Raw genomic sequence first — 21278 nt, 5'->3', positions numbered from 1 at the left:
ATTTGCCCTAACCCTAAACTCAGCTGACCGCGCGTTTGTTGCCTTTGCGGCGCAGATTGGTCAGCTCCTCAGCAACAAGGAATGCCAGTTCCAACGATTGCGACGCGTTAAGACGCGGATCGCAAGCGGTGTGGTAACGATCCGAGAGATCCTCTTCGGTCACAGCCCGCACGCCGCCAGTGCATTCGGTGACGTCCAGACCGGTCATCTCAAAATGTACGCCACCAGGGATGGTGCCCTCGGCCTGATGCACGCCAAAGAAGTCACGCACCTCGCGCAGCACGGAATCGAACGGACGGGTTTTGTAGCCGGTCGCTGATTTGATCGTGTTGCCGTGCATCGGGTCGCAAACCCAAGTCACCTTGGCGCCCTCTTCTTTAACAGCCTGAACCAGACGCGGCAGGTGCTCACCTGCTTTGCCCGCGCCGAAACGTGCGATCAGAGTCAGACGACCTTCTTCGTTCTCGGGGTTCAGTTTGGACATCAGAACCTTGAGATCTTCGGCGGTGGTCGTGGGACCACATTTCAAACCAATCGGGTTCAGCACGCCGCGACAGAACTCCACATGCGCGCCGTCAGGCTGACGGGTGCGGTCGCCGATCCAGATCATGTGGCCGGAACCGGCCAGCCAGTTGCCAGAGGTCGAATCAAGACGGGTCAGCGCCTCTTCGTATTCCAGCAGCAAGCTTTCATGGCTGGTGTAGAACTCGACGGTCGAGAACTCATGCGTGGTGTCCGCCGTGATCCCGGCGGCGTGCATGAAGTCGATCGTGTCCTGAATGCGGTCGGCAATTTCCGAGTATTTGCTGACATCCTGATCGTCGGTGAAACCCAACGTCCAGGAATGCACCATGCTCATATCCGCAAAACCACCGGTCGAAAATGCGCGCAGCAGGTTCAGTGTTGCGGCGGCCTGGGTGTAGGCCTGCAGCATCTTACCGGGATTCGGGATACGTGCTTCGGGCGTGAAGGCCAATTCGTTGATGATGTCACCACGGTAGCTGGGCAGTTCCACACCATCCACAACCTCGGTCGGGGCGCTGCGTGGCTTGGCAAATTGGCCGGCCATACGGCCCACTTTCACCACCGGCACCTTGGCGCCATAGGTCAGCACCATTGCCATTTGCAGCATCACCTTAAAGGTGTCACGGATCGCGTCCGCGCTGAATTGTTCGAAGCTTTCAGCACAATCCCCACCCTGCAGCAGGAAGGCCTCGCCGCGACCGGCGGCACCCAGATGTTGCTTGAGACGCCGCGCCTCACCGGCAAAGACCAGCGGGGGATACTGTGAAAGCTGAGCCTCGACCTTGGCCAAAGCGGCCTCGTCGGTATAGTCTGGCATCTGAACCCGGGGCTTGTTGCGCCAGTTCGTTTTTTGCCATTCGGTCATAGCTTTGATCTCCGCTGAAGTAGTCAGGTCGTCTCTATACAAAATGCATTGAAGACTGACCATATCCGATTTGGGCCTCTTGACGCGGGAAACAAGCTTTGATCATGGTGGCTGCCAAATCTGTCGCCGGACGTAATGTCTCGAAGCGCCGAATCAAGGACACCTCGCCATGCAAGAGCAACGCCAAGTTGTCACGGTGGAAGACACTGCGGCCAACCCGCGAAATTTCGTATTTGTCCTATTGGACAAATTCTCGCTGCTGTCATTCGCTTCGGCGTTGGACAGCCTGCGGATTGCCAACCGTATGGCGGACAAGACGCTGTATACTTGGACCCTGATGGGCGAAGGTGGCGAAACGGTCAATTGTTCGGCCGGGACCACGTTCGAATTGGACTCCGATCTGGTCGAGCTTCAACGCGACGATGTTGTGTTGATCTGTGGCGGCGTCGACGTGCAGGCCGCCACCACCAAGAAGGTGCTTAACTGGGTACGGCGCGAGGCGCGGCGGGGCCTGCGCATCGGCGGCCTGTGCACTGCAGCCTATACGCTCGCCAAAGCCGGGCTGCTGGACGGCAAGCGCGCCACGATCCACTGGGAAAACGCGGACAGTTTCGTTGAGGAATTCGATGAGGTTGAACTGACCAAGTCCGTGTTTATCATCGATGCAAACCGGATGACGACAGCGGGTGGTACATCATCCATTGACCTGATGCTGAAGATCATCGCCGACGATTATGGCGAAGACCTTGCCAACGCGGTGGCGGATCAGATGATCTATTCCTCGATCCGGACCGATCAGGACACCCAACGCCTGTCGACCCCGACCCGCATTGGCGTGCGTCACCCCAAGCTGAGTCAAGTCATCCTGATGATGGAAAAAAACATCGAAGAGCCGATTTCGCCTTCGATTCTTGCAAAAGACGTGGGCATGTCCACGCGACAACTGGAACGGCTGTTCCGCCGCTACCTCAGCCGCTCGCCCAAGCGCTACTATATGGAATTGCGGCTGCACAAGGCGCGCAACTTGCTGATGCAGACGGATATGAGTGTGATCAACGTGGCGCTGGCCTGTGGTTTTGCTAGCCCGTCGCATTTTTCAAAATGCTACAGGGCGCATTACAACACCACTCCTTACAGGGAACGAGGTGCGCAAGGGGACAGGCTGTCCGGTTAACCACATTAAGTGCCCGGCGTCATGCGATAGACCGCCCCTTGGCCTACTGAAATGAACCAAATCGATCCGTCCGGAGCCTCGACGATGTCGCGCACGCGTTCCGTCTCGGGGCCTTTGATCTGCTCAACTTCGCGCAACGGTGATCCCGCCAACCGCGCGATGTAGTCAAATTTCAAAGAGCCGACAAAGATGTCCCCTTTCCAGTTCGACCACAGCTTGCCGGAATACACCATCAACCCGGACGGAGCCATTGACGGGTCCCAATAGTGCTTTGGCTGCTCCATGCCCGGCTTCGCTGTGCCCTCACCTATTTTCTCGCCAGAATAATGCACACCGTACGAAATCACCGGCCAGCCGTAGTTCCGACCGGGCAGAACCAGATTGACCTCATCCCCGCCTCTGGCGCCATGCTCAGAGACCCAAAGCTGACCCCGCGCATCCAGCCCGGCCCCTTGTGGGTTGCGGTGGCCATAAGACCAGATCTCGGGCCGTACGCCGGTTTCTTGAACAAAAGGATTGTCCGCAGGCACCGATCCATCGCGGTTTACCCGGATGACCGTCCCCATTTGGTTTGACCGATCCTGTGCGCTGGGCCGGTCGCCGCGATCGCCGATCGTGACGAATAATGTTCCGTCATTCGACTCAACCACGCGCGAACCGAAGTGGCGACCCCCTGATTCGCCCGGAGCAGCTTCGAAGATCACACGTAGATTTGTCAGCCTCTTGCCGTTCTCAGACAAGCGCGCCACCGCCAAAGCTGTTCCGGCGCCGCCATTTTGCGGTTTCGAGAACGTCAGGAAAACTTCTCGACTGCGGTTGAAATCACGGGCGACGGTCACGTCCAGCAAACCTCCCTGCCCTCTTGCCGCGACTTTGGGCACACCCGATACACGCTGTGTTTTGCCATCCTTGACATACAGCAGTTTACCGTCGCGCTCGGTCACCAGAAAACTGCCATCGGGCAAAATGCCGATGGCCCAGGGCGTATCCAACCCACCGACCATCTCAGTGACCTCCACCGGCCCTTGCGAGGTCTGCAACCTGTCCGCCCAAACGGCGCTGGTCCAGGCCAGAACCACAATCACAAATGCCCTGAACATCGCTGTCCTCCGTCCTTTTCTGCGACAATAGCGCCCCAACAGCCATCAAAACAAATAGGGCTCCCGGCCTCAAAAACACTTTTTCGTTAGGACTTTTCTTTTCCGGACAGCTTGCCTAGGGTCGTGCCCAGAAAGAAGACCACTTCAGGGAGTAACCTCATGAAAAAGCTGCTTACTGCAACTGCAGCAACCGCTCTGCTGGCCGGCACCGCCATGGCCGAAGACGTCAAACTGGGCATTATGTTCGGTTTCACCGGCCCGATTGAATCGCTGTCGCCTGCTATGGCCGCCGGTGCTGAACTGGCGATGAAAGAAGTCTCCGACTCCGGCAAGCTGCTGGACGGATCGACCGTGACCCCGGTACGTGCGGACACAGGCTGCGCCGACAACGCGCTGGCCACCGCCAACGCCGAACGTCTGGTTGCCGAAGGCATCAACGGCCTGGTCGGCGGTGACTGCTCGGGCGTCACCGGCGCGATTCTGCAAAACGTCGCCGTACCGAACGGCATGGTGATGATCTCGCCATCGGCCACCTCTCCCGGCCTGTCGGTGATGGAGGACAATGACCTGTTCTTCCGCACCTCGCCGTCTGACGCACGCGAAGGCGAAATCATGGCCGACATCCTGAAAGAGCGTGGCGTCAACTCGATCGCTCTGACTTACACCAACAACGACTACGGCAAGGGTCTGTCCGAGGCGATCAAATCCTCGTTCGAGGCGCTGGGCGGTGAAGTGACCATCGTAGCGGCGCACGAAGACGGCAAAGCCGACTACTCGGCCGAAGTTGGCGCGCTGGCATCGGCAGGCGGCGATATTCTGGTCGTGGCAGGCTATCTGGATCAAGGCGGTCTGGGCATCATCCAATCGTCGCTGGACAGCGGCGCGTTCGACACGTTCGGCCTGCCGGGCGGCATGATCGGTGACTCGCTGCCCGAAAACGTCGGTCCGGATCTGAATGGTTCCTACGGTCAGGCACCGGGTTCGAAAAGCGAGGCCGCGGATTCGTTCTTTGCCATGGCCGAGGGCGAGGGCTTTGACGGCTCGTCGATCTTTGTGCCTGAATCCTATGACGCCGCAGCGCTGTTCCTGCTGGCCATGCAGGCCGCGGGTTCCAGCAACCCAGCCGATTACGGCAGCAAGATCATGGACGTCGCCAACGAACCGGGTGAGAAAATCTATCCGGGCGAACTAGCCAAAGGTCTGGAGCTGCTCGCCTCCGGTCAGGAGATCGACTATGTCGGCGCCTCGGGCGTTGAGCTGATCGGCCCCGGTGAAAGCGCCGGGGCGTATCGTGAGATCGAAGTTATCGACGGTGAGATGAAGACGGTTAATTACCGTTAATCCAGCGTCATTTCAGACCAAACGGGACAGCCCGGGCCTTGTGTCCGGGCTGTTTCAGTGACAAAAGGCTGCACCTCTGTTTTCGGGGAAAAGACAAGGGAAAACCATGATCGTCGTTGAAGACGTGCACAAGCATTTTAGCGGCTTCCACGCGGTGGATGGCGCTTCGCTGGAGATCGAAAAAGGTTCGATCACCGGCCTGATCGGACCAAACGGCGCCGGCAAGACCACCCTGTTCAACGTGATCGCAGGTGTGCTGCCGCCGACCTCTGGTCGCGTCATTATGGATGGTGAGGATATCACCGGCCTGCCCCCGCATGAGTTGTTTCACAAGGGCCTGTTGCGCACGTTCCAAATCGCGCATGAGTTTTCCTCGATGTCCTGCCGAGAGAACCTGATGATGGTGCCCGGCGCACAATCGGGTGAGACGCTGTGGAACACATGGTTCGGCCGCAAGCGCATCGCTGATGAAGAACGCGCATTGCGCGCCAAGGCCGACGAGGTGCTTGAGTTTCTGACCATCGAACATCTGGTCGATCACAAAGCCGGTCAGGTCTCGGGCGGTCAGAAAAAGCTGCTGGAGCTTGGCCGCACCATGATGGTTGACGCCAAGATCGTGTTTCTGGATGAGGTCGGCGCGGGCGTGAACCGCACCCTTCTTATGACCATCGCCGACACGATCCTGCGCCTGAACAAGGAGCGCGGCTATACCTTCGTGGTCATCGAGCACGACATGGATTTCATCGGCAAGATCTGCGATCCGGTCATCTGCATGGCCGAGGGCAAGGTTCTGGCCGAAGGTACTCTGGACGAGATCAAGGCCAACGAGCACGTGATCGAGGCCTATCTGGGCACCGGCCTGAAAAACAAAGACAAGCTGGAGGCCGGAGCGTGAGCGACAACCCCTACCAGGACGATCACGGCAACAAGGACGCCACGATCACCAATCCCAAGGGCGTCGGCACGATGACCCCCGCCCATCAGACCAGCGGTGAGACGCACTATGTCGGGGGCGGCCCGTTCCTGATCGGTGACACCATGACCGGCGGCTATGGCAAGGGGCCGGATATCCTGCACGACTGCACCATTGCTGTCGACAAGGGCGAGATCGCCGTGATCGTTGGCCCCAACGGTGCCGGTAAATCCACCGCGATGAAGGCCGTGTTTGGAATGCTGGACGTCCGAGCCGGGTCGGTTCGACTGGACGGAGAGGACATCACCAAACTCTCACCGCAGGACCGCGTGATCAAAGGCATGGGATTCGTACCGCAAACCTCGAACATCTTCACGTCGATGACAGTCGAGGAAAACCTCGAAATGGGTGCCTTCATCCGCCGCGACGATATCAGCCAGACGATGGAGCAGGTCTATGACCTCTTCCCCATCCTGCGCGACAAACGCAACCAACCGGCCGGAGAGCTGTCGGGCGGTCAACGCCAGCAGGTTGCCGTCGGGCGCGCGTTGATGACTCAGCCCAAGGTTCTGATGCTGGACGAACCGACCGCCGGTGTCTCGCCCATCGTGATGGATGAGCTGTTCGACCGGATCATCGAGGTCTCGCGCACCGGCCTGCCGATCCTGATGGTCGAACAGAACGCTCGGCAGGCGCTGGAGATTGCGGATAAGGGATATGTGCTGGTTCAGGGGCGGAATGCGTATAGCGGCACGGGCAAGGAACTGCTGGCTGATCCCGAAGTTCGTAAGAGCTTCTTGGGGGGATAAGCTGAAAACCACCTTTCTGAAAATAGTCCTCACGCTCGTTCTTTCGTTGAATCTAATGTTGCAGAGCCCTGCGCAAGCAGACTCGTTTCCTAGGACCTACTGTGAAATGAGAATGTGTTAAGTTAGAGCGATTTGCATGGGAGCAGACTGCCCTGCCACAGACTGTCCAGAAGGAAGCTTTTGGTTGGAAATCTCAATGGACGGCGGTGAAGTGCAAGCTTACGCGGTGCCATCGACAAGAGACTCTAGAGTCCATTTCGGTGACTTTTTGGTTGATAAAAGACTATCCAATGAACGCTCAATTGTGGCGAATAGCATAGTTGAGAACACACTGACGAATGCGACCGTTGAATTGCGGACCGATGGTGAACCAATTGGAATTGCTTTGACAACCCAGTATCTTCCGAGTTCTCACTTAATTGAGGTTGTTTACGGCTTCTGCGGAGACGAAAACTAATTAACTTCCTCAACGCCCGTGTGGCGCTCTCCAAGTTCCCCTTAGTCCCTCATCACCTCTAGCCGATTGCTCCACAGGATTAAGGCCAAACTGTGATCGCGTTTGGTGATAACCAGAGCTCAGAAAAACTAAAATCGTTCATTTACAACACCCTAAAACCTGCGCCGCAGCTAATTGGAAACTCCGTCATCGGCTAAAATTTCGCCATGTTCCGCACGTACTCACGGCGCGCGAACAGCGGGAATCGAAAAAGCGATTCTCAACCCTTTCGGGCAAACGCCCCTTTCAGGAGACATACTATGAAATATCTGGCAGCGCTTGCCGCTATTGTTCTGCCCGCTACCGCGCAGGCCGTATCGCAAAACCCGGCGGAAGGTGATGTTGTTTACGAATGCCAGATTACCGAAATTTGCAATCCCGGTGGATGCAAACCACTCGACCCTGCGCGTCAGGTAACTCTGAAAAAAACTGAAGGCAGCTCCAAAGGCGTGGTTCACGCAGATGGCACAGACCACGAAGTTATGGTGATCCCCAGCTTGGGCGCGCAAGAGTTTCTGCAAATTCAGGCAGGTGGAACTGTCGGCTACACAGTGAAATCCGACACAGGAAGTCTTGAGGTCCGAGCGACTGGCGGGCAGCAACGAAACGAACGCGGTGCCTGTACGTCTGCCAATTAATGTGATCTAAACACGGGTCGAGAATACGGTTTTCGACCCGCTCCATTCGGGAAATACATCGACGGGTCCCGCTCGCACGTCTTTGGTCAATGAAACGTGGCGCATTTAAAGAATTTTTCAGGAGAAACCGCCGTTCTCTGAGGGCAGAAACATTGTGTCTTTGCTCTCTGCTATGCCATAAGGCCGCACCCGTCGGAATGGGAAGGTGAGATGGACATACTAAACGCGCTTGTGGCGCTTGCGAACTTTGTGCTGGTGCCTGCGATTGCCTATGGCAGCCAGCTGGCATTAGGGGCGCTTGGGGTCACGCTGATCTACGGCATCCTTCGGTTTTCGAACTTTGCTCATGGCGACACGATGGCCTTTGGCGCAATGATTGCCGTGCTGTTCACATGGGGTCTGCAAGCCGTCGGGGTCAGTTTCGGGCCATTGCCAACCGCTCTGCTCGCCCTGCCCTTTGCAATTCTGGGCTGTATCGTTCTGGTGCTGATCACCGACCGTTTAGTCTATCGCTTTTACCGAGAACAAAAGGCCAAACCGGTCATTCTGGTGATCGTTTCAATGGGCGTGATGTTCATTATGAACGGTCTGGTACGCTTTATCATCGGGCCGGATGACCAAAGGTTCTCGGACGGAGCGCGATTCATTGTGTCCGCTCGTGATTTCAAGGAGATGACCGGGCTACGCGAGGGGCTAGCGATCAAGACCTCTCAGGGCATTACCGTAGTCGTGGCCGTTGTCGCCGTGGCGCTGCTGTTCTGGTTTCTCAACAAAACCCGCACCGGCAAGTCGATGCGCGCCTATTCCGACAACGAGGATCTGGCGCTGCTGTCCGGTATCAACCCCGAACGCGTGGTGATGATCACATGGATCATTGTTGCCGCGCTGGCGACCACAGCGGGCGTTCTGTATGGCCTCGACAAAAGCTTCAAACCCTTTGTCTATTTCCAACTGCTGCTGCCGATCTTTGCCTCGGCCATCGTGGGTGGCCTCGGCAGCCCTTTGGGTGCCATCGCAGGCGGCTTTATCATCGCCTTTTCCGAGGTGACGATCACCTATGCCTGGAAAAAGGTGCTGACTTATCTGGCGCCGGAAAACCTGGAGCCGTCGGGATTGGTGCAATTCCTGTCCACCGACTACAAATTCGCCGTCAGCTTTGTGATCCTGCTGATCGTACTGCTGTTCAAACCTACCGGTCTATTTAAGGGGAAAGCAGTATGACTGAGTCTGTCAAAAACACGCTGCTTTTCGCTGTGGTCGGCGGGTTGATCCTGCTGACCGGATTCACCCAAAGCTGGAACGCCGCGATCCTGATCCTGAACATGGGGCTGATCTCGGCCATCATGGCGCTGGGTGTGAACCTTCAATGGGGCTTTGCCGGACTGTTCAACGTCGGTGTCATGGGCTTTGTCGCGCTGGGCGGGTTGGCAGTTGTGTTGGTATCGACCCCAACCACGCCCGGAGCATGGTCTGCCGGAGGGTATGGCATCGTTTTGGCCTTGCTGTTGGGTGCCGCGACCGTTGTGGCCACCGTGCTGGTTGCGCAGAAGATGCCGAAGGGCCGGGTACGGACCCTGTCGATCATCGCTATCCTGATTGCGGGGTTCTTTATCTACCGCGCCGTGCTGGATCCCAACACGGCAGCCGTCGAGGCGATTGAACCTGCGGTCGCCGGCAACCTTGGAGGCCTGAACCTGCCGGTGCTGCTGGCCTGGCCTGCCGGAGGTCTGTTGGCGGCCGGTGCGGCCTGGCTGATCGGTAAAACCGCTCTGGGACTACGCTCGGATTATCTGGCAATTGCGACACTAGGCATTGCCGAGATCATCATCGCGATCCTGAAGAACGAGGATTGGCTGGCTCGTGGCGTCAAGAACGTCTACGGCATCCCGCGCCCTGCCCCAGTCGTCGGCTACGAGGTCGACCTGCAGAACGACCCCGGCTTTGTCGCGCGCGCGGAATGGCTGGGGCTGGACCCGGTCACAGCCTCGACCCTATCGGTCAAACTGGGCTATTCGCTGCTGTTCATGATCGTTCTTCTGGTACTGCTGTGGATGGCCCAGAAGGCGTTGCACAGCCCCTGGGGCCGCATGATGCGCGCCATTCGCGATAACGAGGTTGCGGCCGAAGCTATGGGCAAAGACGTCACCCGCCGCCACCTGCAAATCTTCGTACTGGGCTCAGCCATCTGTGGCATCGCGGGTGCGATGATGACCACGTTGGACGGTCAGTTGACGCCGAGTGCTTATCAACCGCTGCGCTTCACCTTCCTTGTCTGGGTGATGGTGATCGTTGGCGGCTCGGGCAACAACTTCGGCGCGGTGTTAGGTGCGTTCGTGATCTGGTTCCTCTGGGTTCAGGTCGAACCCATCGGCCTATGGCTGATGAACCTGATTACAGCGGGTATGCCCGATGGCAGTGCACTCAAAGCGCATCTGATCGAAAGCGCCGCGCATATGCGCCTGCTGACCATGGGGCTGATACTTCTGATTGTTCTCAGATTCAGCCCAAGGGGCTTAATTCCAGAGAAATAGACCACTTTACGGGGAAAATTCGAAACCGCGCCGCATATCCGGCACGGTTTCTTGATTCAACAACCGAAGCCGAATAGACCAAGTTACCGTCGGCTGCGCTCTGGACCTGCGCCAGTTCGCCTTCAGTTAAAATAGTACATCTTGGCTCAAACCACAGGCCAAATTTCGAGAGTGAGAAGACGACACATGAAAACTTCGTTTATTCCCAAAATCCTCATGTTGCCGGTAGTCGCCAGTTTGGCTGCCTGCATCCCGTCCCCCAAGGATCTGGAAACTGAGCCGGTGAAGGTTCAAACTCCAAAAGGTGTGGTCACCTGCCAATTGTACCGCCAAAACCGGGTTGAATGGGATCGCGCAATTGACTTTCCGGCCACCAAGATGTCGGTTCCTGAGGCGGATGCCTATTGCATTCAAGAAGGCCAGCGCCGCCTGAAGTAAAAATAGGCGCCGCGCGGCACCCATGCACCTACCGGCCCCGAAACAGCCCGCCCAATATACCGCGGACGATACGGCGGCCGGTCGTTCCTTTGAGTTCTTTGATGACAGCTTCGCTCATGGCCGTGGCAAAGGTATCTTTCTTTCGCAACACCCGGGACGAAGACCGCCCAACCCGACCGCCGGAATAGCGGCGCGCCGTGGCAAATTCGCGTTCTGCCACTGTCTTCGTCTCTTCCTGTTCTTCCGCTTTGGCGGCGTCCTGGGCCGCCTTTTCCGCGCGGGCCTGGAGGATTTCGAACGCTGACTTGCGGTCTTTCAGCGTTCCGTACTTGGACTGCATCGGAGAGGATGACAGTATCGCCTGACGCTCATCCTCGGTGATTGGACCCAACTGCGAACCGGGCGGACGGATCAGGGTGCGTTCGACAATCCCCGGTACCCCTTTTTTCTGCAACATCGAGGTCACGGCCTCACCCACACCAACCTCACGGATCGCAGCTTCGGTATCGAACGCCGGGTTCTCACGATAGGTTTCCGCCGCCAGACGCAGGTTCTTGCGGTCCCGAGCTGTGAACGCACGCAACGCATGCTGCACCCGGTTTCCGAGTTGTCCCAGTATATCCTCGGGGATGTCCGCCGGGTTTTGTGAGATGAAATAAACACCAACCCCCTTGGACCGGATCAGGCGCGCGACCTGCTCGACCTTGTCGACCAGAACCTTAGGGGCATCCTCGAACAGCAGATGCGCCTCATCAAAGAAGAAGACCAGTTTGGGTTTGTCAGGGTCGCCGACTTCGGGCAGTTCCTCGAAAAGCTCACTTAACAGCCACAACAGAAACGTTGCATAGAGACGCGGAGCGCCCATCAACTTGTCCGAGGCCAGAATGTTCACCATGCCTCGCCCATTTTCGTCGGTCCGCATCAGATCGGTGAGTTCCAGCGCGGGTTCGCCGAACAGGTTCGTCCCACCCTGGTTTTCCAGAACCAGTAACCGCCGCTGAATCGCTCCGATCGAAGCGGTCGAAACGTTGCCATAACGAAGAGACAATTGTGCCCGGTTCTCACCTATCCAGACCAACAGCGCTTGAAGGTCTTTGAGGTCCAGCAACGGCATTCCTTCTTCATCGGCCACTCGGAAAGCGATATTCAGAATACCCTCCTGAGCCTCACTCAGGTCCATAAGGCGCGAAAGCAGCAGCGGGCCCATCTCGGTCACGGTTGTTCGAACCGGGTGACCTTGCTGGCCGAACAGATCCCAAAATGTCACCGGACAAGCAGCATAAGCATAATCCTGCAGCCCAATGCGAACTGCACGATCCTGAAACGCCTGATGCAACTTGTGGGTGTCGCTGCCTGCCTTGGCTAAACCGGACAAGTCGCCTTTGACATCGGAAAGGAACACTGGAACACCCGCCTCCGAAAACCCTTCGGCTAGAATTTGCAACGTTACGGTTTTGCCCGTGCCCGTCGCGCCAGCAATCAATCCATGCCGGTTGGCATATTTCAGCGTCAATGATTGAGGCAGGCTGTAGTCGTCACCCGCGCCGCCCAGAATGATGTTTTTATCCATGAATATAAGGCCTTAATTTCCACCGATCTGCCCCCAGCATACAAAGTTAACCTTTAACTGCGATAGTCAATTTCGCCGCCTTCGTTGCGACAAGTGAAGGGTGGCAAACTTCCTCCCTGTCGACTGACCGCGCCTTCGGGCGCGGTTTTTTTAAAGGAATGCTTGTTACGATATTAAAAGTTCAGGTTTGCAGTTGACCACTGAGCCCGCCTTTCGTAACGTCTGCCCATAACTAAGTCGGCCAGTCCGACGGGGAGAACATTTTAGAAGGGAGCCGCTCCACCGGCTCCCTTTTTCATTGATAGGTATGGAACGACATTGGCAAAAAAAACGATCACATCCAGCCAATTGTGCAGCTTAACGCCTGACACCATGTCAGAAGGGTGTTAATACCCACAAAAAACGCTCAATCACACGTCGAGGCATTCATGATCAAGAAACTTCTCGTTCTTACCGCAACGACCGCCATGGTGTTGTCCGGCGCGGCAATCGCGCAAGAAACGCAAACCGAAGAAACCCAACCTGCTCCTGCTGACAACGGCTTGGATTTAGGTACTTCCGGACCGCGCGTCGGAGAGCAGTTCGTAAAAGAAAAATCCGGAGATTGGGAAATTTCTTGCATCAAGGCTGAAACCGGCGAGGACCCATGCGCGTTGGTACAGATCCTGAACGGCCAACAAGGCGAACCATTGGCCGAAGTCTCAATTGGGAAACTTCCGGAAGGTGGCGCAGCAGTTGCTTGGGCCAATGTGATCGTACCGCTGGAGACCCTTCTGCAGGCACAACTGGCACTTTCCATCGACGGTGCTCCACGCAAGCTGTACAACTATCACCATTGCCTCCCTGTCGGCTGTGTCGCGCAACTGGGTTTTAGCCAGGGCGACATCGATGCAATGAAGGCTGGCACCAAAGCGGTTCTTTCACTAGTTCCTGCCCGCTTCCCCGATCAGGTAATCCAAATGGATATGTCGCTGGCCGGTTTCACAGCTGGTTTCGAAGGGCTGGGCACCAACCAAAACTGAACCATATACAAATAAAAACGCCGCCGGGTTATTCCGGCGGCCTTTTGATTTCTGTCGTCTGCTTTTTTAAATTCGTTTCAGTGCCAGAACGGCATTCAGCCCACCAAAAGCGAAAGCATTGCTCAAAGCCACTTCAACCTTCGCTTCCCGCGCTTCGTTGGGTACAACGTCCAACGCGCATTCCGGATCCGGCTCTTCATAGCCAATTGTTGGAGCAATCACGCCATCCCGCAGCGCCATGATACAGGCCAACAATTCAACCGCACCGGTTCCGCCGATCAGGTGACCGTGCATGGATTTGGTGGATGAAATCATCAGGTCATCCGCATGCGGCCCGAACACGTCCGCAACGGCTGCACATTCGGTCTTGTCATTCGCAGCCGTGCCAGTGCCATGGGCGTTGATATAGCCAACCTGATCCGCATCTAAACGCGCATCCGAAAGGGCACCCGCCATGGCCCGCGCTGCACCCTGTTTGCTGGGCATGACGATGTCCGACGCGTCAGAGGACATGGCGAAGCCAACTACTTCACACAGAATCTCGGCACCACGTGCCCGGGCGTGTTCGTATTCTTCAAAGACAAACACACCAGCGCCTTCTCCTTGGACCATACCGTTGCGGTTGGCGCTAAACGGGCGGCAGGCGTCCTTGGACATGACGCGCAATCCTTCCCAAGCCTTCACGCCGCCAAAGCACAGCATGGACTCTGACCCACCGGTGATCATCGCGGGCGCCGCACCGCTTCGCACCATCTGGAACGCCTGTGCCATTGCGTGGTTCGACGAAGCACAGGCCGTTGAAACAGTAAAGCTTGGGCCCTTGAGGTTATGCTCCATCGACACATGGCTGGCCGCCGCATTGTTCATCAGCTTTGGTACAACAAACGGATGAACGCGGTTCTTGCCGTCCTCGTAGACAGATCGGTAGTTGTCGTCCCAAGTCGAAACACCGCCCCCGGCTGTTCCCAGAACAACCCCGGAACGTGCGGCCAGATCGCCATGGAATTCGATCCCTGACTGATCAATCGCTTCTTTGGCTGCCGTTAGGGTGAATTGGGTGAACCGGTCATAAAGGCTCATCTGTTGGCGGTTGAAACGACCTTCCGCTTCAAACCCCCGAACCTGACCACCGATTTTGATCGAAAGCCGATCCACATCCCGGAATTCAAGCTCCGAAATACCGCAACGCCCTTCGCGCATGGCTTCCAGCGTATCGGGAACGGAATGGCCCAGCGAGTTGATCGTCCCGGCGCCGGTAATAACAACGCGTTTCATCAACTCTGGTCAGACCTTTTCCGACACGAGCTTTTCGATACCGGCAATGATGGCTGCCACGTTCGAGATATCAAAGTCGCTGGCCTCGGGTTCGTTGGCATTGAACGGGACCGAGATGTCGAACTCTTCCTCAATGGCGAAGATGCTCTCGACTAGGCCGAGGCTGTCGATTCCAAGATCTTCAAGCGTGCTTTCGGGTGTGACATCCGAGGGCTCAAGCACGGCCTGCTCAGCAATGATTGCGATGACGCGGTCGGTGATGCTCATGTCGGTCCTCTGATTATCCCGTTGAGGATGATTTAATCGCTCGGGGGCTGTTTGAAAACAGCCTTTTTCAACGCTTCGACGTCACGGGCAATTCGCGGCAGACGACGTTGCGCTTTGTAGATATTGGTATGGGTATCCATCTTGATGCCTGGATAACCCATGATCACACGGCCCGCGGGGACGTTAGACAGAATTTTGGTGCCGCCCCCCGCGATTACACCGTCGCCGATGAAGATGTTATCGACCACACCGGTCTGGCCGCCAAGAACCACATTATTTCCGATTTCAACCGATCCGGAAACGCCTGTTTGACCGCACAATAGGCAATCCTGCCCGACACGGGTGTTGTGGCCGACATGCACAAGGTTATCCAGCTTCGAGCCGTTGCCGATGCGGGTATTGCGGATGGTACCATTATCAACCGTGCAGTTGGCGCCGACCTCGACGTCGTCTCCGATCTCAACGGCACCCAGAGAGTGAATGCGCAGCCAACTTTGCGCCCGCGCGTCGCCCTGATCCCCCATCGTTTTGCGCGCGTTTTCCGCGCCAGACACTTCGGGGGTGACAAAGCTGAACCCGTCGCCGCCGATCCGTGCACCGGGTTGGGCGATGAAGCGGTCTCCGATTTGCGCTCTGGCACCGATGCTGACCATTTCACGCAACATCGTGTGATCGCCCAGAACGGCGTCCATCCCGATCACGCAATGCGGGCCAATTACCGCACCTTTGCCAATCCGAACACGTGCACCGATGACGGCCAGCGGACCGATTGAGGCACCCTCTCCGATTTCTGCCGTCTGGTCGATCACGGCGGATGGGTGAACTCCCGGCTCAACGCCCTGCCCGCGATCCAGCATCGCGGTAACCCCCGCCATCGCCATACGAGGTCGAGGTACGAAAATCGCGGCCTCTAACCCCATCTCCTGCCAATCGGCACCTTCCCAAACAACGGCGGCGCGCGCAGACCCGCCACTCAGTGCCTCGGCATATTTCGGAGACATCGCCATTGCCAGATCAGAGGTTTTAGCTTCCGCTGGTTCGGCAGCGCGTTCGATGATCAGGCTGGTATCACCCTGACTTTCCGCCCCAAGGGCGTCGGCAATCTGCTGGATGGTGTATTGCATATCGGGCTTCCCGGTTTAAGGACCTGCCCTGCTGATTACCCCTGAACGTCCGGCAGGGCCACCCCTGCTTTTTGCAGAGCCTCCCAGATTTTCTGATCCCGCTCATATACATCCCGGCGATACTGAACCTTGCCCTTTGGCCCGATAAAGGCCGTTCGATAGATGATGTGAACCGGAACGTGTTTTTCCAAATGCACCGTGGTTTCTTTACCGGTGTTCAGTACGCGATGGAAAAACGCCTTGGGGTTTTCTTCCTGCTTGGCTAACAGCGCATACGCAAACTCAAATGGTTGAGCCAAACGGATACAACCGTGCGAAAACGCCCTAACCTCGCGTGCAAACAGGCTTTTCTGAGGCGTATCATGTAGATAGATGTTGTACTGGTTCGGGAACATGAACTTCACCAACCCCAGAGCGTTGCTGGTGCCGGGTGGCTGGCGCATTGAAAACGGGAAGTTTCGCTTGTTGAAACGGGTGAAATCCACAGCACCGCGGTTGACCTGACGACCGCTGCTATCGGTGATCTGAATATGACCGACAGCGTGTGGGTTTGATTTCAGCTTGGGCAGGTATTCCTTGGTGATAATTGAGCGCGGAACATACCAGCTCGGGTTTATGACCATATGCTCCATCTCGTCCGAGAATTCGGGGCTTCGGCGGTCATGCGTGTTCTTTCCGATCACGGCGCGCGTTTCGAACGTGATCAAACCATCATCCACGATCTTGGCTGAGAAATCTGTCTGGTTGACCAGAATGTGACGCTCACCACGCTCGCGCGGCAACCAGCGTTCACGCTCAAGCGCAACGTAAACGGATTTAAGCCGATCCGAGGCGCTGCGGTTGAGTTCAGTGATCGTGCCTTGTCCGGCAACGCCGTCAGCCTCAAGGCCATGGTCTGTTTGAAACGCCTGTACGGCGCCCAACAGGGTTGTGTCGAAGTCCGGGTTGGCCGTGGGACGTAGATAACCCATGGAAACCAGCCGGTTACGCAACCTAATTACATCAGATCCCGTGTCCCCGTACTCCAACTTGGACACCGGAACCGTGGGTCCCCAGCCCCCTTGGTTGACGAGGTTTTCCAGAACCAGCCTCTGCTTCATCAATGCAAGGTATTGCGTCGATTGCGGGGCCAACTGATCGAAATAGCCGCCATTTTCCGCCGCGATCAGACCCTTAAGATGGTCCTTGGCCGAGGTCCGCTCGACTTTGCGCACCAACCCGTCGTCAATCGCGGAAGGTCGCAACGCGCCCGATTGCAGGTTTCTAGCATATTCTACAAAAGCGCGGCTCAACTGGATCTCGACAGCACCCAGGTCACGCGTTGTGCGAGCGTTCTGCATCTGATCCAACAACGCCTGAGCGCTGTATGACCCCTGCGGCAGACCGTGCATCTCAATGCCCGACAAAGCCTTGATCAACCGCGCCCGCCGCGCCCTATGTTCCGGCGAATCTCCCACCCAAACCGGCGCAAATCCGTTTTCCCGGTAAAATTCCGTAATCCCTGACCCCGAAGGAGCATATTCCGCCACTGCCATCTGAAAAGCACTTGTAGGCCGAGTTTCTGCGCCTGCGATCGATGCTGAAGCCAGAAAACATGCCGTTAAAACAAAACTAGTACGCGTTCGAAAACCTGAGAACATGGGGTGGCCTTGATTATTCTTTGTATTGAGCCGCTGGGATGCGTGCCGATCAACTATGATTGCGCCACGTGCAGCTTGTCTATTCACAAGTGTATCATCGCGGCTCATCTGTCGGTGCGTGATGCGTGTTTGCATCGCCCGGCGGAATTGCGCCGCCAAATGCCTCTGAATTATACACAAACGCATCACCTGCGCAAAAAACTGCCGAAAATTCCCCCTTGAAAAGGTGTCTTTGAAAGACTTCTTGGCTGATTTTCGCGACTGTGTCATAAAACCCGCATCTGGGATGGGAAAAAATTAAGAACGCGCGCGTAACATCGTGTGCAGGCAGGAACAGTACGGGACGAAACTGAAATGACGATGAGCAGTACCTCGGGCTTGACCCGGCGTGCCCTTTTGGGCGCATTCGCAGCTACGGCAGTTGTGTCGGCACCGACCTATTCCAATGCGGCAGGATTTCTTCGGGGTGGTGGCGACATCCGGCGTATTCGCATGTATTCCGGACGCACCGGCGAACGCATCGACATGATCTATTGGGTCGATGGAAAATACATCAAGGATGCCGTGAAAGAGGTTAATCATTTCATGCGTGACTGGCGGACCGACCAGGTCAAAGACATGGATCTTCGCACTATCGACATCATGGCGGCCTCGCACAATCTATTGGACGTGAACGAACCGTACATGCTGCTTTCGGGCTATCGTTCGCCGCAGACCAACGCGATGCTGCGCTCGCGATCGCGCCGGGTAGCCAAGAACTCGCTGCATATGAAAGGCCAGGCCGCCGACTTGCGTCTGTCGTCGCGGTCGGTTTCGCAAATGGCCAGGGCTGCCATTTCCTGTCGTGCCGGTGGTGTGGGCAAATACTCTCGGTCAAACTTTGTCCATATGGATTGCGGTCAAGTTCGCAGCTGGGGCGGCTAAACACCCGGCACAGTTTTGAAACGACGAGCGCCCTTAGGCGCTCTTTGTTTTTTTAGGCCACAGGAAAAGGCGTTTCAGGTGTACTGAAAAATCTTCGTTGCGAGCGCTGTACGTAACCTTAAGACGAAGGGAACATTCGCTCCTGAGAGGATCATAGTTCATCTTTGCTACTGCGTTTCAATTTATTTACAGTTAGTTACGTCAACCTTAAAATCACATGTGTCGCTCTTTGTGTCGCCGTCCGCAAAGTTAGCGACCTACCGGATTAACTCCTAAATCAACCGTCTATCCTACGAGATTCATAACTTGCCCCGAACTATTAACTAATATAGCTCGTCAATCTGTTCTCTTTCCGTTTGTTCCAGCTTCGTCTGCAAGACTCCGTAGATCAGCAAACTTTTTGAACCCTTTTGGGCAAGTGTGAAATTGTCAATATCTGGAAAGTAGGCAGACGCTCATCTAACCGCTACCAGAGCCTTCCTTGCCCCTTATAGATCCGGCTAAGCTAAGGTTTTCCATCTCACATATGACCGATAGCTGGGTTTTTCACGTTTACCTGCACCAACAGGGATAGTGACTTCGCATCATTCAAAATAGTGCATTTTTTTGCTCCGGGGTAAACTCATGGCGTCCTCAATGAAGACTTTTGAAGGAAAGATTTGTCATGTCTGTGAACGTTGGGAATATTCTGCTAGCAACTGAACGGTTGGTTGTTATCGCGGCAGCAGCCATTGCCGTTTTTCCGCTATGGCAATGGTACACGGAGTCAGAAGCCAGGCGACTGGATCGAATAACCGGTTTCATTTCTGCTGGATCGGAGTGCCGAAAGTTTCTCGACTCCCATGAAGTCGGAGTGATCAAGGGGTGGGCAGAACATCCAATGGGCTATGATGTGGAATCAGAAGTTATCTATCGGTTGGATATGGCGGCCCTTTGCGCTGAATTACTAACGAGAATTAATCGCGATATTAAGCCCGAGATTGAATACTATGAACATAATGCCAGCAACTGGGTGATGTCGTCAGGTTTTGACACAGCCTTGAAAGAGGCAATAAATACTCAATGATCTACTGGCCAAGTGATTTCCGGTTCGGTCGGCAACTGAAATCTGGCGGTTCTACGCCGTACCTTTACGCCATTCCACATATTTAATCTGCACCACTATTGAGCCGTGCGCGTACCAGTTTCTTGCCATGTGTCACCCAACAGAGCGCAATACCCACTTAAATCAATGTAAGTAAATAATTTTTTTGGATGGTATGGCGCACCTGAGAGGATTCGAACCTCTGGCCTCTGCCTTCGGAGGGCAGCGCTCTATCCAGCTGAGCTACAGGTGCCTTGGCCGTTAGCTAACGTTGTTCCGATCCGGGTGCAACTGCAAATCCACCCGAACCGGCTAGCTTTTAAGCAAACAGTTCATGCGCCAATTCCAGCGCGTCGATCAGCGTGTCGACCTCATCCTTGGTGTTGTACAGGCCAAAGCTGGCACGGCAGGTTGCGGTCACACCGTAGAAATCCATCAGCGGTCCGGCACAATGGTGGCCGGCGCGCACGGCGACACCTTTCTTGTCCAGAATAGTTGAGACATCATGCGCGTGCCCTGCCCCGTCCAGCGTAAAGCTGAAGATGGCCGCCTTGTCGGCACGGGTGCCTTGCACCTGCACCCAATTCAGGCCGGTCAGGCGCTGCATCGCATAGTCGCGAATTCCGGCCTCGTGCGCGGCGATGTTCTCCATCCCTAGTTCCATCATGTAGTCCAACGCCACGCCCAGCCCGATGGTCTGGACGATACCGGGCGTTCCGGCCTCGAATTTCATCGGCGGATCGTTGTAGATCACCTGATCCTTGCTGACCTCTTTGATCATGTCGCCGCCACCGATAAAGGGGCGCATCTCGGCCATGCGTTCCGATTTGATGTAGATCGCACCCGAGCCGGACGGGCCGTACAATTTGTGCCCGGTGATCGCGTAGAAATCGCAGCCGATATCCTGAACATTGACCGGCATATGCACGGCGCCTTGGCTGCCATCGACCAGCACGGGAACCCCCTTGGCGTGGGCGTCTTGGGTGATGGCTTTGACATCAACCACAGTGCCCAGAACGTTCGAGCACTGTGTCACGGCAACCAGCTTGGTCTTGGGGCCAATTGCGTCGATCACGGCCTGCGGGTCCAGACCGCCTTCGGCATCCACGTCGACCCATTTCAGGACAACCCCCTGACGTTCGCGCAGGAAGTGCCAAGGCACGATGTTGGCATGATGCTCCATAACGCTGAGGACGATCTCGTCCCCCGCCTGCAACCGCGGCATCGCCCAGCCATAAGCAACGAGATTGATCCCCTCGGTCGTGCCAGAGTTTAGTACGATCTCATCCTCATCCGCCGCGCCCAGAAAACGGGCGATGGTTCCGCGGACAGCTTCGTATTTCTCGGTCGCCAGATTGGACAGAAAATGCAGACCACGGTGAACGTTCGAGTATTCCTCGGCATAAGACCGTGTCACCGCATCGATGACAATCTGAGGCTTTTGCGCAGAAGCCCCATTATCCAAGTAAGTCAAAGGCTTGCCATTCACCTCGCGCGAAAGGATCGGAAAGTCTGCACGGATTTTTTCTACGTCATACATGG

General features: G+C 56.2%; 19 protein-coding genes and 1 tRNA gene. 11 read left to right on the top strand and 9 right to left on the bottom strand.

Going from position 1 to position 21278, the window contains the following annotated elements:
• Positions 1 to 19: 19 nt before the first annotated feature.
• A complete protein-coding gene (locus ACR0ER_RS16730) occupies positions 20 to 1390 on the bottom strand; it encodes a class II 3-deoxy-7-phosphoheptulonate synthase (protein WP_480769915.1) in 1371 nt (456 codons plus the stop codon).
• A gap of 169 nt (positions 1391 to 1559) precedes the next feature.
• Between ACR0ER_RS16730 and ACR0ER_RS16725 the strand changes: the two genes are divergently transcribed.
• Positions 1560 to 2564 (top strand): GlxA family transcriptional regulator, encoded by a 1005-nt coding sequence (locus ACR0ER_RS16725; RefSeq protein WP_480769914.1) that lies wholly within the window; start codon positions 1560 to 1562, stop codon positions 2562 to 2564.
• A 5-nt stretch (positions 2565 to 2569) separates the two neighbouring features.
• Here ACR0ER_RS16725 and ACR0ER_RS16720 read toward each other — a convergent pair whose 3' ends face one another.
• Complete coding sequence (locus ACR0ER_RS16720; RefSeq protein WP_480769913.1) at positions 2570 to 3664, bottom strand: PQQ-dependent sugar dehydrogenase; 1095 nt, start codon at positions 3662 to 3664, stop codon at positions 2570 to 2572.
• A gap of 159 nt (positions 3665 to 3823) precedes the next feature.
• Between ACR0ER_RS16720 and ACR0ER_RS16715 the strand changes: the two genes are divergently transcribed.
• From ACR0ER_RS16715 to ACR0ER_RS16685, 7 genes are all read left to right on the top strand, one after another.
• Positions 3824 to 5005 (top strand): ABC transporter substrate-binding protein, encoded by a 1182-nt coding sequence (locus tag ACR0ER_RS16715; protein WP_480769912.1) that lies wholly within the window; start codon positions 3824 to 3826, stop codon positions 5003 to 5005.
• A gap of 106 nt (positions 5006 to 5111) precedes the next feature.
• Positions 5112 to 5900 carry an ABC transporter ATP-binding protein gene (locus ACR0ER_RS16710; RefSeq protein ID WP_480769911.1) on the top strand — a complete coding sequence of 263 codons (789 nt, stop codon included), beginning with the start codon at positions 5112 to 5114 and terminating at the stop codon, positions 5898 to 5900.
• Positions 5897 to 6727, top strand: a complete 831-nt coding sequence (locus tag ACR0ER_RS16705; protein WP_480769910.1) for an ABC transporter ATP-binding protein — start codon at positions 5897 to 5899, stop codon at positions 6725 to 6727. The genes ACR0ER_RS16710 and ACR0ER_RS16705 overlap by 4 nt, the downstream gene beginning before the upstream one ends.
• Before the next feature lie 756 nt (positions 6728 to 7483).
• Complete coding sequence (locus ACR0ER_RS16700; RefSeq protein ID WP_480769909.1) at positions 7484 to 7861, top strand: hypothetical protein; 378 nt, start codon at positions 7484 to 7486, stop codon at positions 7859 to 7861.
• Positions 7862 to 8071: 210 nt separating this feature from the next.
• A complete protein-coding gene (locus ACR0ER_RS16695) occupies positions 8072 to 9082 on the top strand; it encodes a branched-chain amino acid ABC transporter permease (protein WP_480769908.1) in 1011 nt (336 codons plus the stop codon).
• Positions 9079 to 10392, top strand: coding sequence for a branched-chain amino acid ABC transporter permease (locus tag ACR0ER_RS16690; protein WP_480769907.1), 1314 nt, complete (start codon positions 9079 to 9081; stop codon positions 10390 to 10392). Before ACR0ER_RS16695 ends, ACR0ER_RS16690 begins: the two co-directional genes overlap by 4 nt.
• Before the next feature lie 186 nt (positions 10393 to 10578).
• On the top strand, positions 10579 to 10830 hold the full coding sequence (locus ACR0ER_RS16685) for a hypothetical protein (protein ID WP_480769906.1): 252 nt from the start codon (positions 10579 to 10581) through the stop codon (positions 10828 to 10830).
• Positions 10831 to 10858: 28 nt separating this feature from the next.
• Here ACR0ER_RS16685 and ACR0ER_RS16680 read toward each other — a convergent pair whose 3' ends face one another.
• On the bottom strand, positions 10859 to 12400 hold the full coding sequence (locus ACR0ER_RS16680; RefSeq protein ID WP_480769905.1) for a helicase HerA-like domain-containing protein: 1542 nt from the start codon (positions 12398 to 12400) through the stop codon (positions 10859 to 10861).
• A 428-nt stretch (positions 12401 to 12828) separates the two neighbouring features.
• On the opposite strand from ACR0ER_RS16680, the gene ACR0ER_RS16675 reads away from it, so the two are divergent.
• A complete protein-coding gene (locus ACR0ER_RS16675; protein WP_480769904.1) occupies positions 12829 to 13422 on the top strand; it encodes an invasion associated locus B family protein in 594 nt (197 codons plus the stop codon).
• A gap of 66 nt (positions 13423 to 13488) precedes the next feature.
• Here the strand turns inward: ACR0ER_RS16675 and ACR0ER_RS16670 are convergent, their stop codons facing one another.
• The 4 genes from ACR0ER_RS16670 to ACR0ER_RS16655 are packed head-to-tail and all read right to left on the bottom strand — an operon-like array spanning position 13489 to position 17728.
• A complete protein-coding gene (locus ACR0ER_RS16670) occupies positions 13489 to 14697 on the bottom strand; it encodes a beta-ketoacyl-[acyl-carrier-protein] synthase family protein (protein ID WP_480769903.1) in 1209 nt (402 codons plus the stop codon).
• Between the two features lie 9 nt (positions 14698 to 14706).
• Positions 14707 to 14964, bottom strand: a complete 258-nt coding sequence (locus tag ACR0ER_RS16665) for an acyl carrier protein (protein ID WP_170324939.1) — start codon at positions 14962 to 14964, stop codon at positions 14707 to 14709.
• Between the two features lie 32 nt (positions 14965 to 14996).
• Positions 14997 to 16088 carry a UDP-3-O-(3-hydroxymyristoyl)glucosamine N-acyltransferase gene (gene lpxD / locus ACR0ER_RS16660; protein WP_480769902.1) on the bottom strand — a complete coding sequence of 364 codons (1092 nt, stop codon included), beginning with the start codon at positions 16086 to 16088 and terminating at the stop codon, positions 14997 to 14999.
• A 35-nt stretch (positions 16089 to 16123) separates the two neighbouring features.
• Positions 16124 to 17728: a L,D-transpeptidase family protein gene (locus ACR0ER_RS16655; protein WP_480769901.1), complete on the bottom strand. Its 1605-nt coding sequence runs from the start codon at positions 17726 to 17728 to the stop codon at positions 16124 to 16126.
• 354 nt (positions 17729 to 18082) lie between these two features.
• On the opposite strand from ACR0ER_RS16655, the gene mepK reads away from it, so the two are divergent.
• Both mepK and ACR0ER_RS16645 read left to right on the top strand, forming a co-directional pair.
• Positions 18083 to 18652 carry a peptidoglycan L,D-endopeptidase MepK gene (mepK, locus tag ACR0ER_RS16650; RefSeq protein ID WP_480769900.1) on the top strand — a complete coding sequence of 190 codons (570 nt, stop codon included), beginning with the start codon at positions 18083 to 18085 and terminating at the stop codon, positions 18650 to 18652.
• A 664-nt stretch (positions 18653 to 19316) separates the two neighbouring features.
• Positions 19317 to 19718, top strand: coding sequence for a hypothetical protein (locus tag ACR0ER_RS16645; protein ID WP_480769899.1), 402 nt, complete (start codon positions 19317 to 19319; stop codon positions 19716 to 19718).
• 194 nt (positions 19719 to 19912) lie between these two features.
• Here ACR0ER_RS16645 and ACR0ER_RS16640 read toward each other — a convergent pair.
• Positions 19913 to 19989, bottom strand: a tRNA-Arg gene (locus ACR0ER_RS16640).
• Positions 19990 to 20055: 66 nt separating this feature from the next.
• The gene (locus tag ACR0ER_RS16635) at positions 20056 to 21276 is read right to left on the bottom strand and encodes a cysteine desulfurase (protein ID WP_480769898.1); all 1221 of its coding nucleotides are present in this window, start codon (positions 21274 to 21276) and stop codon (positions 20056 to 20058) included.
• Positions 21277 to 21278: the final 2 nt, after the last annotated feature.

It is taken from the genome of Ruegeria sp. CH8 (genome assembly GCF_056536985.1).
This window is presented reverse-complemented; position numbering and strand designations above follow the sequence as displayed.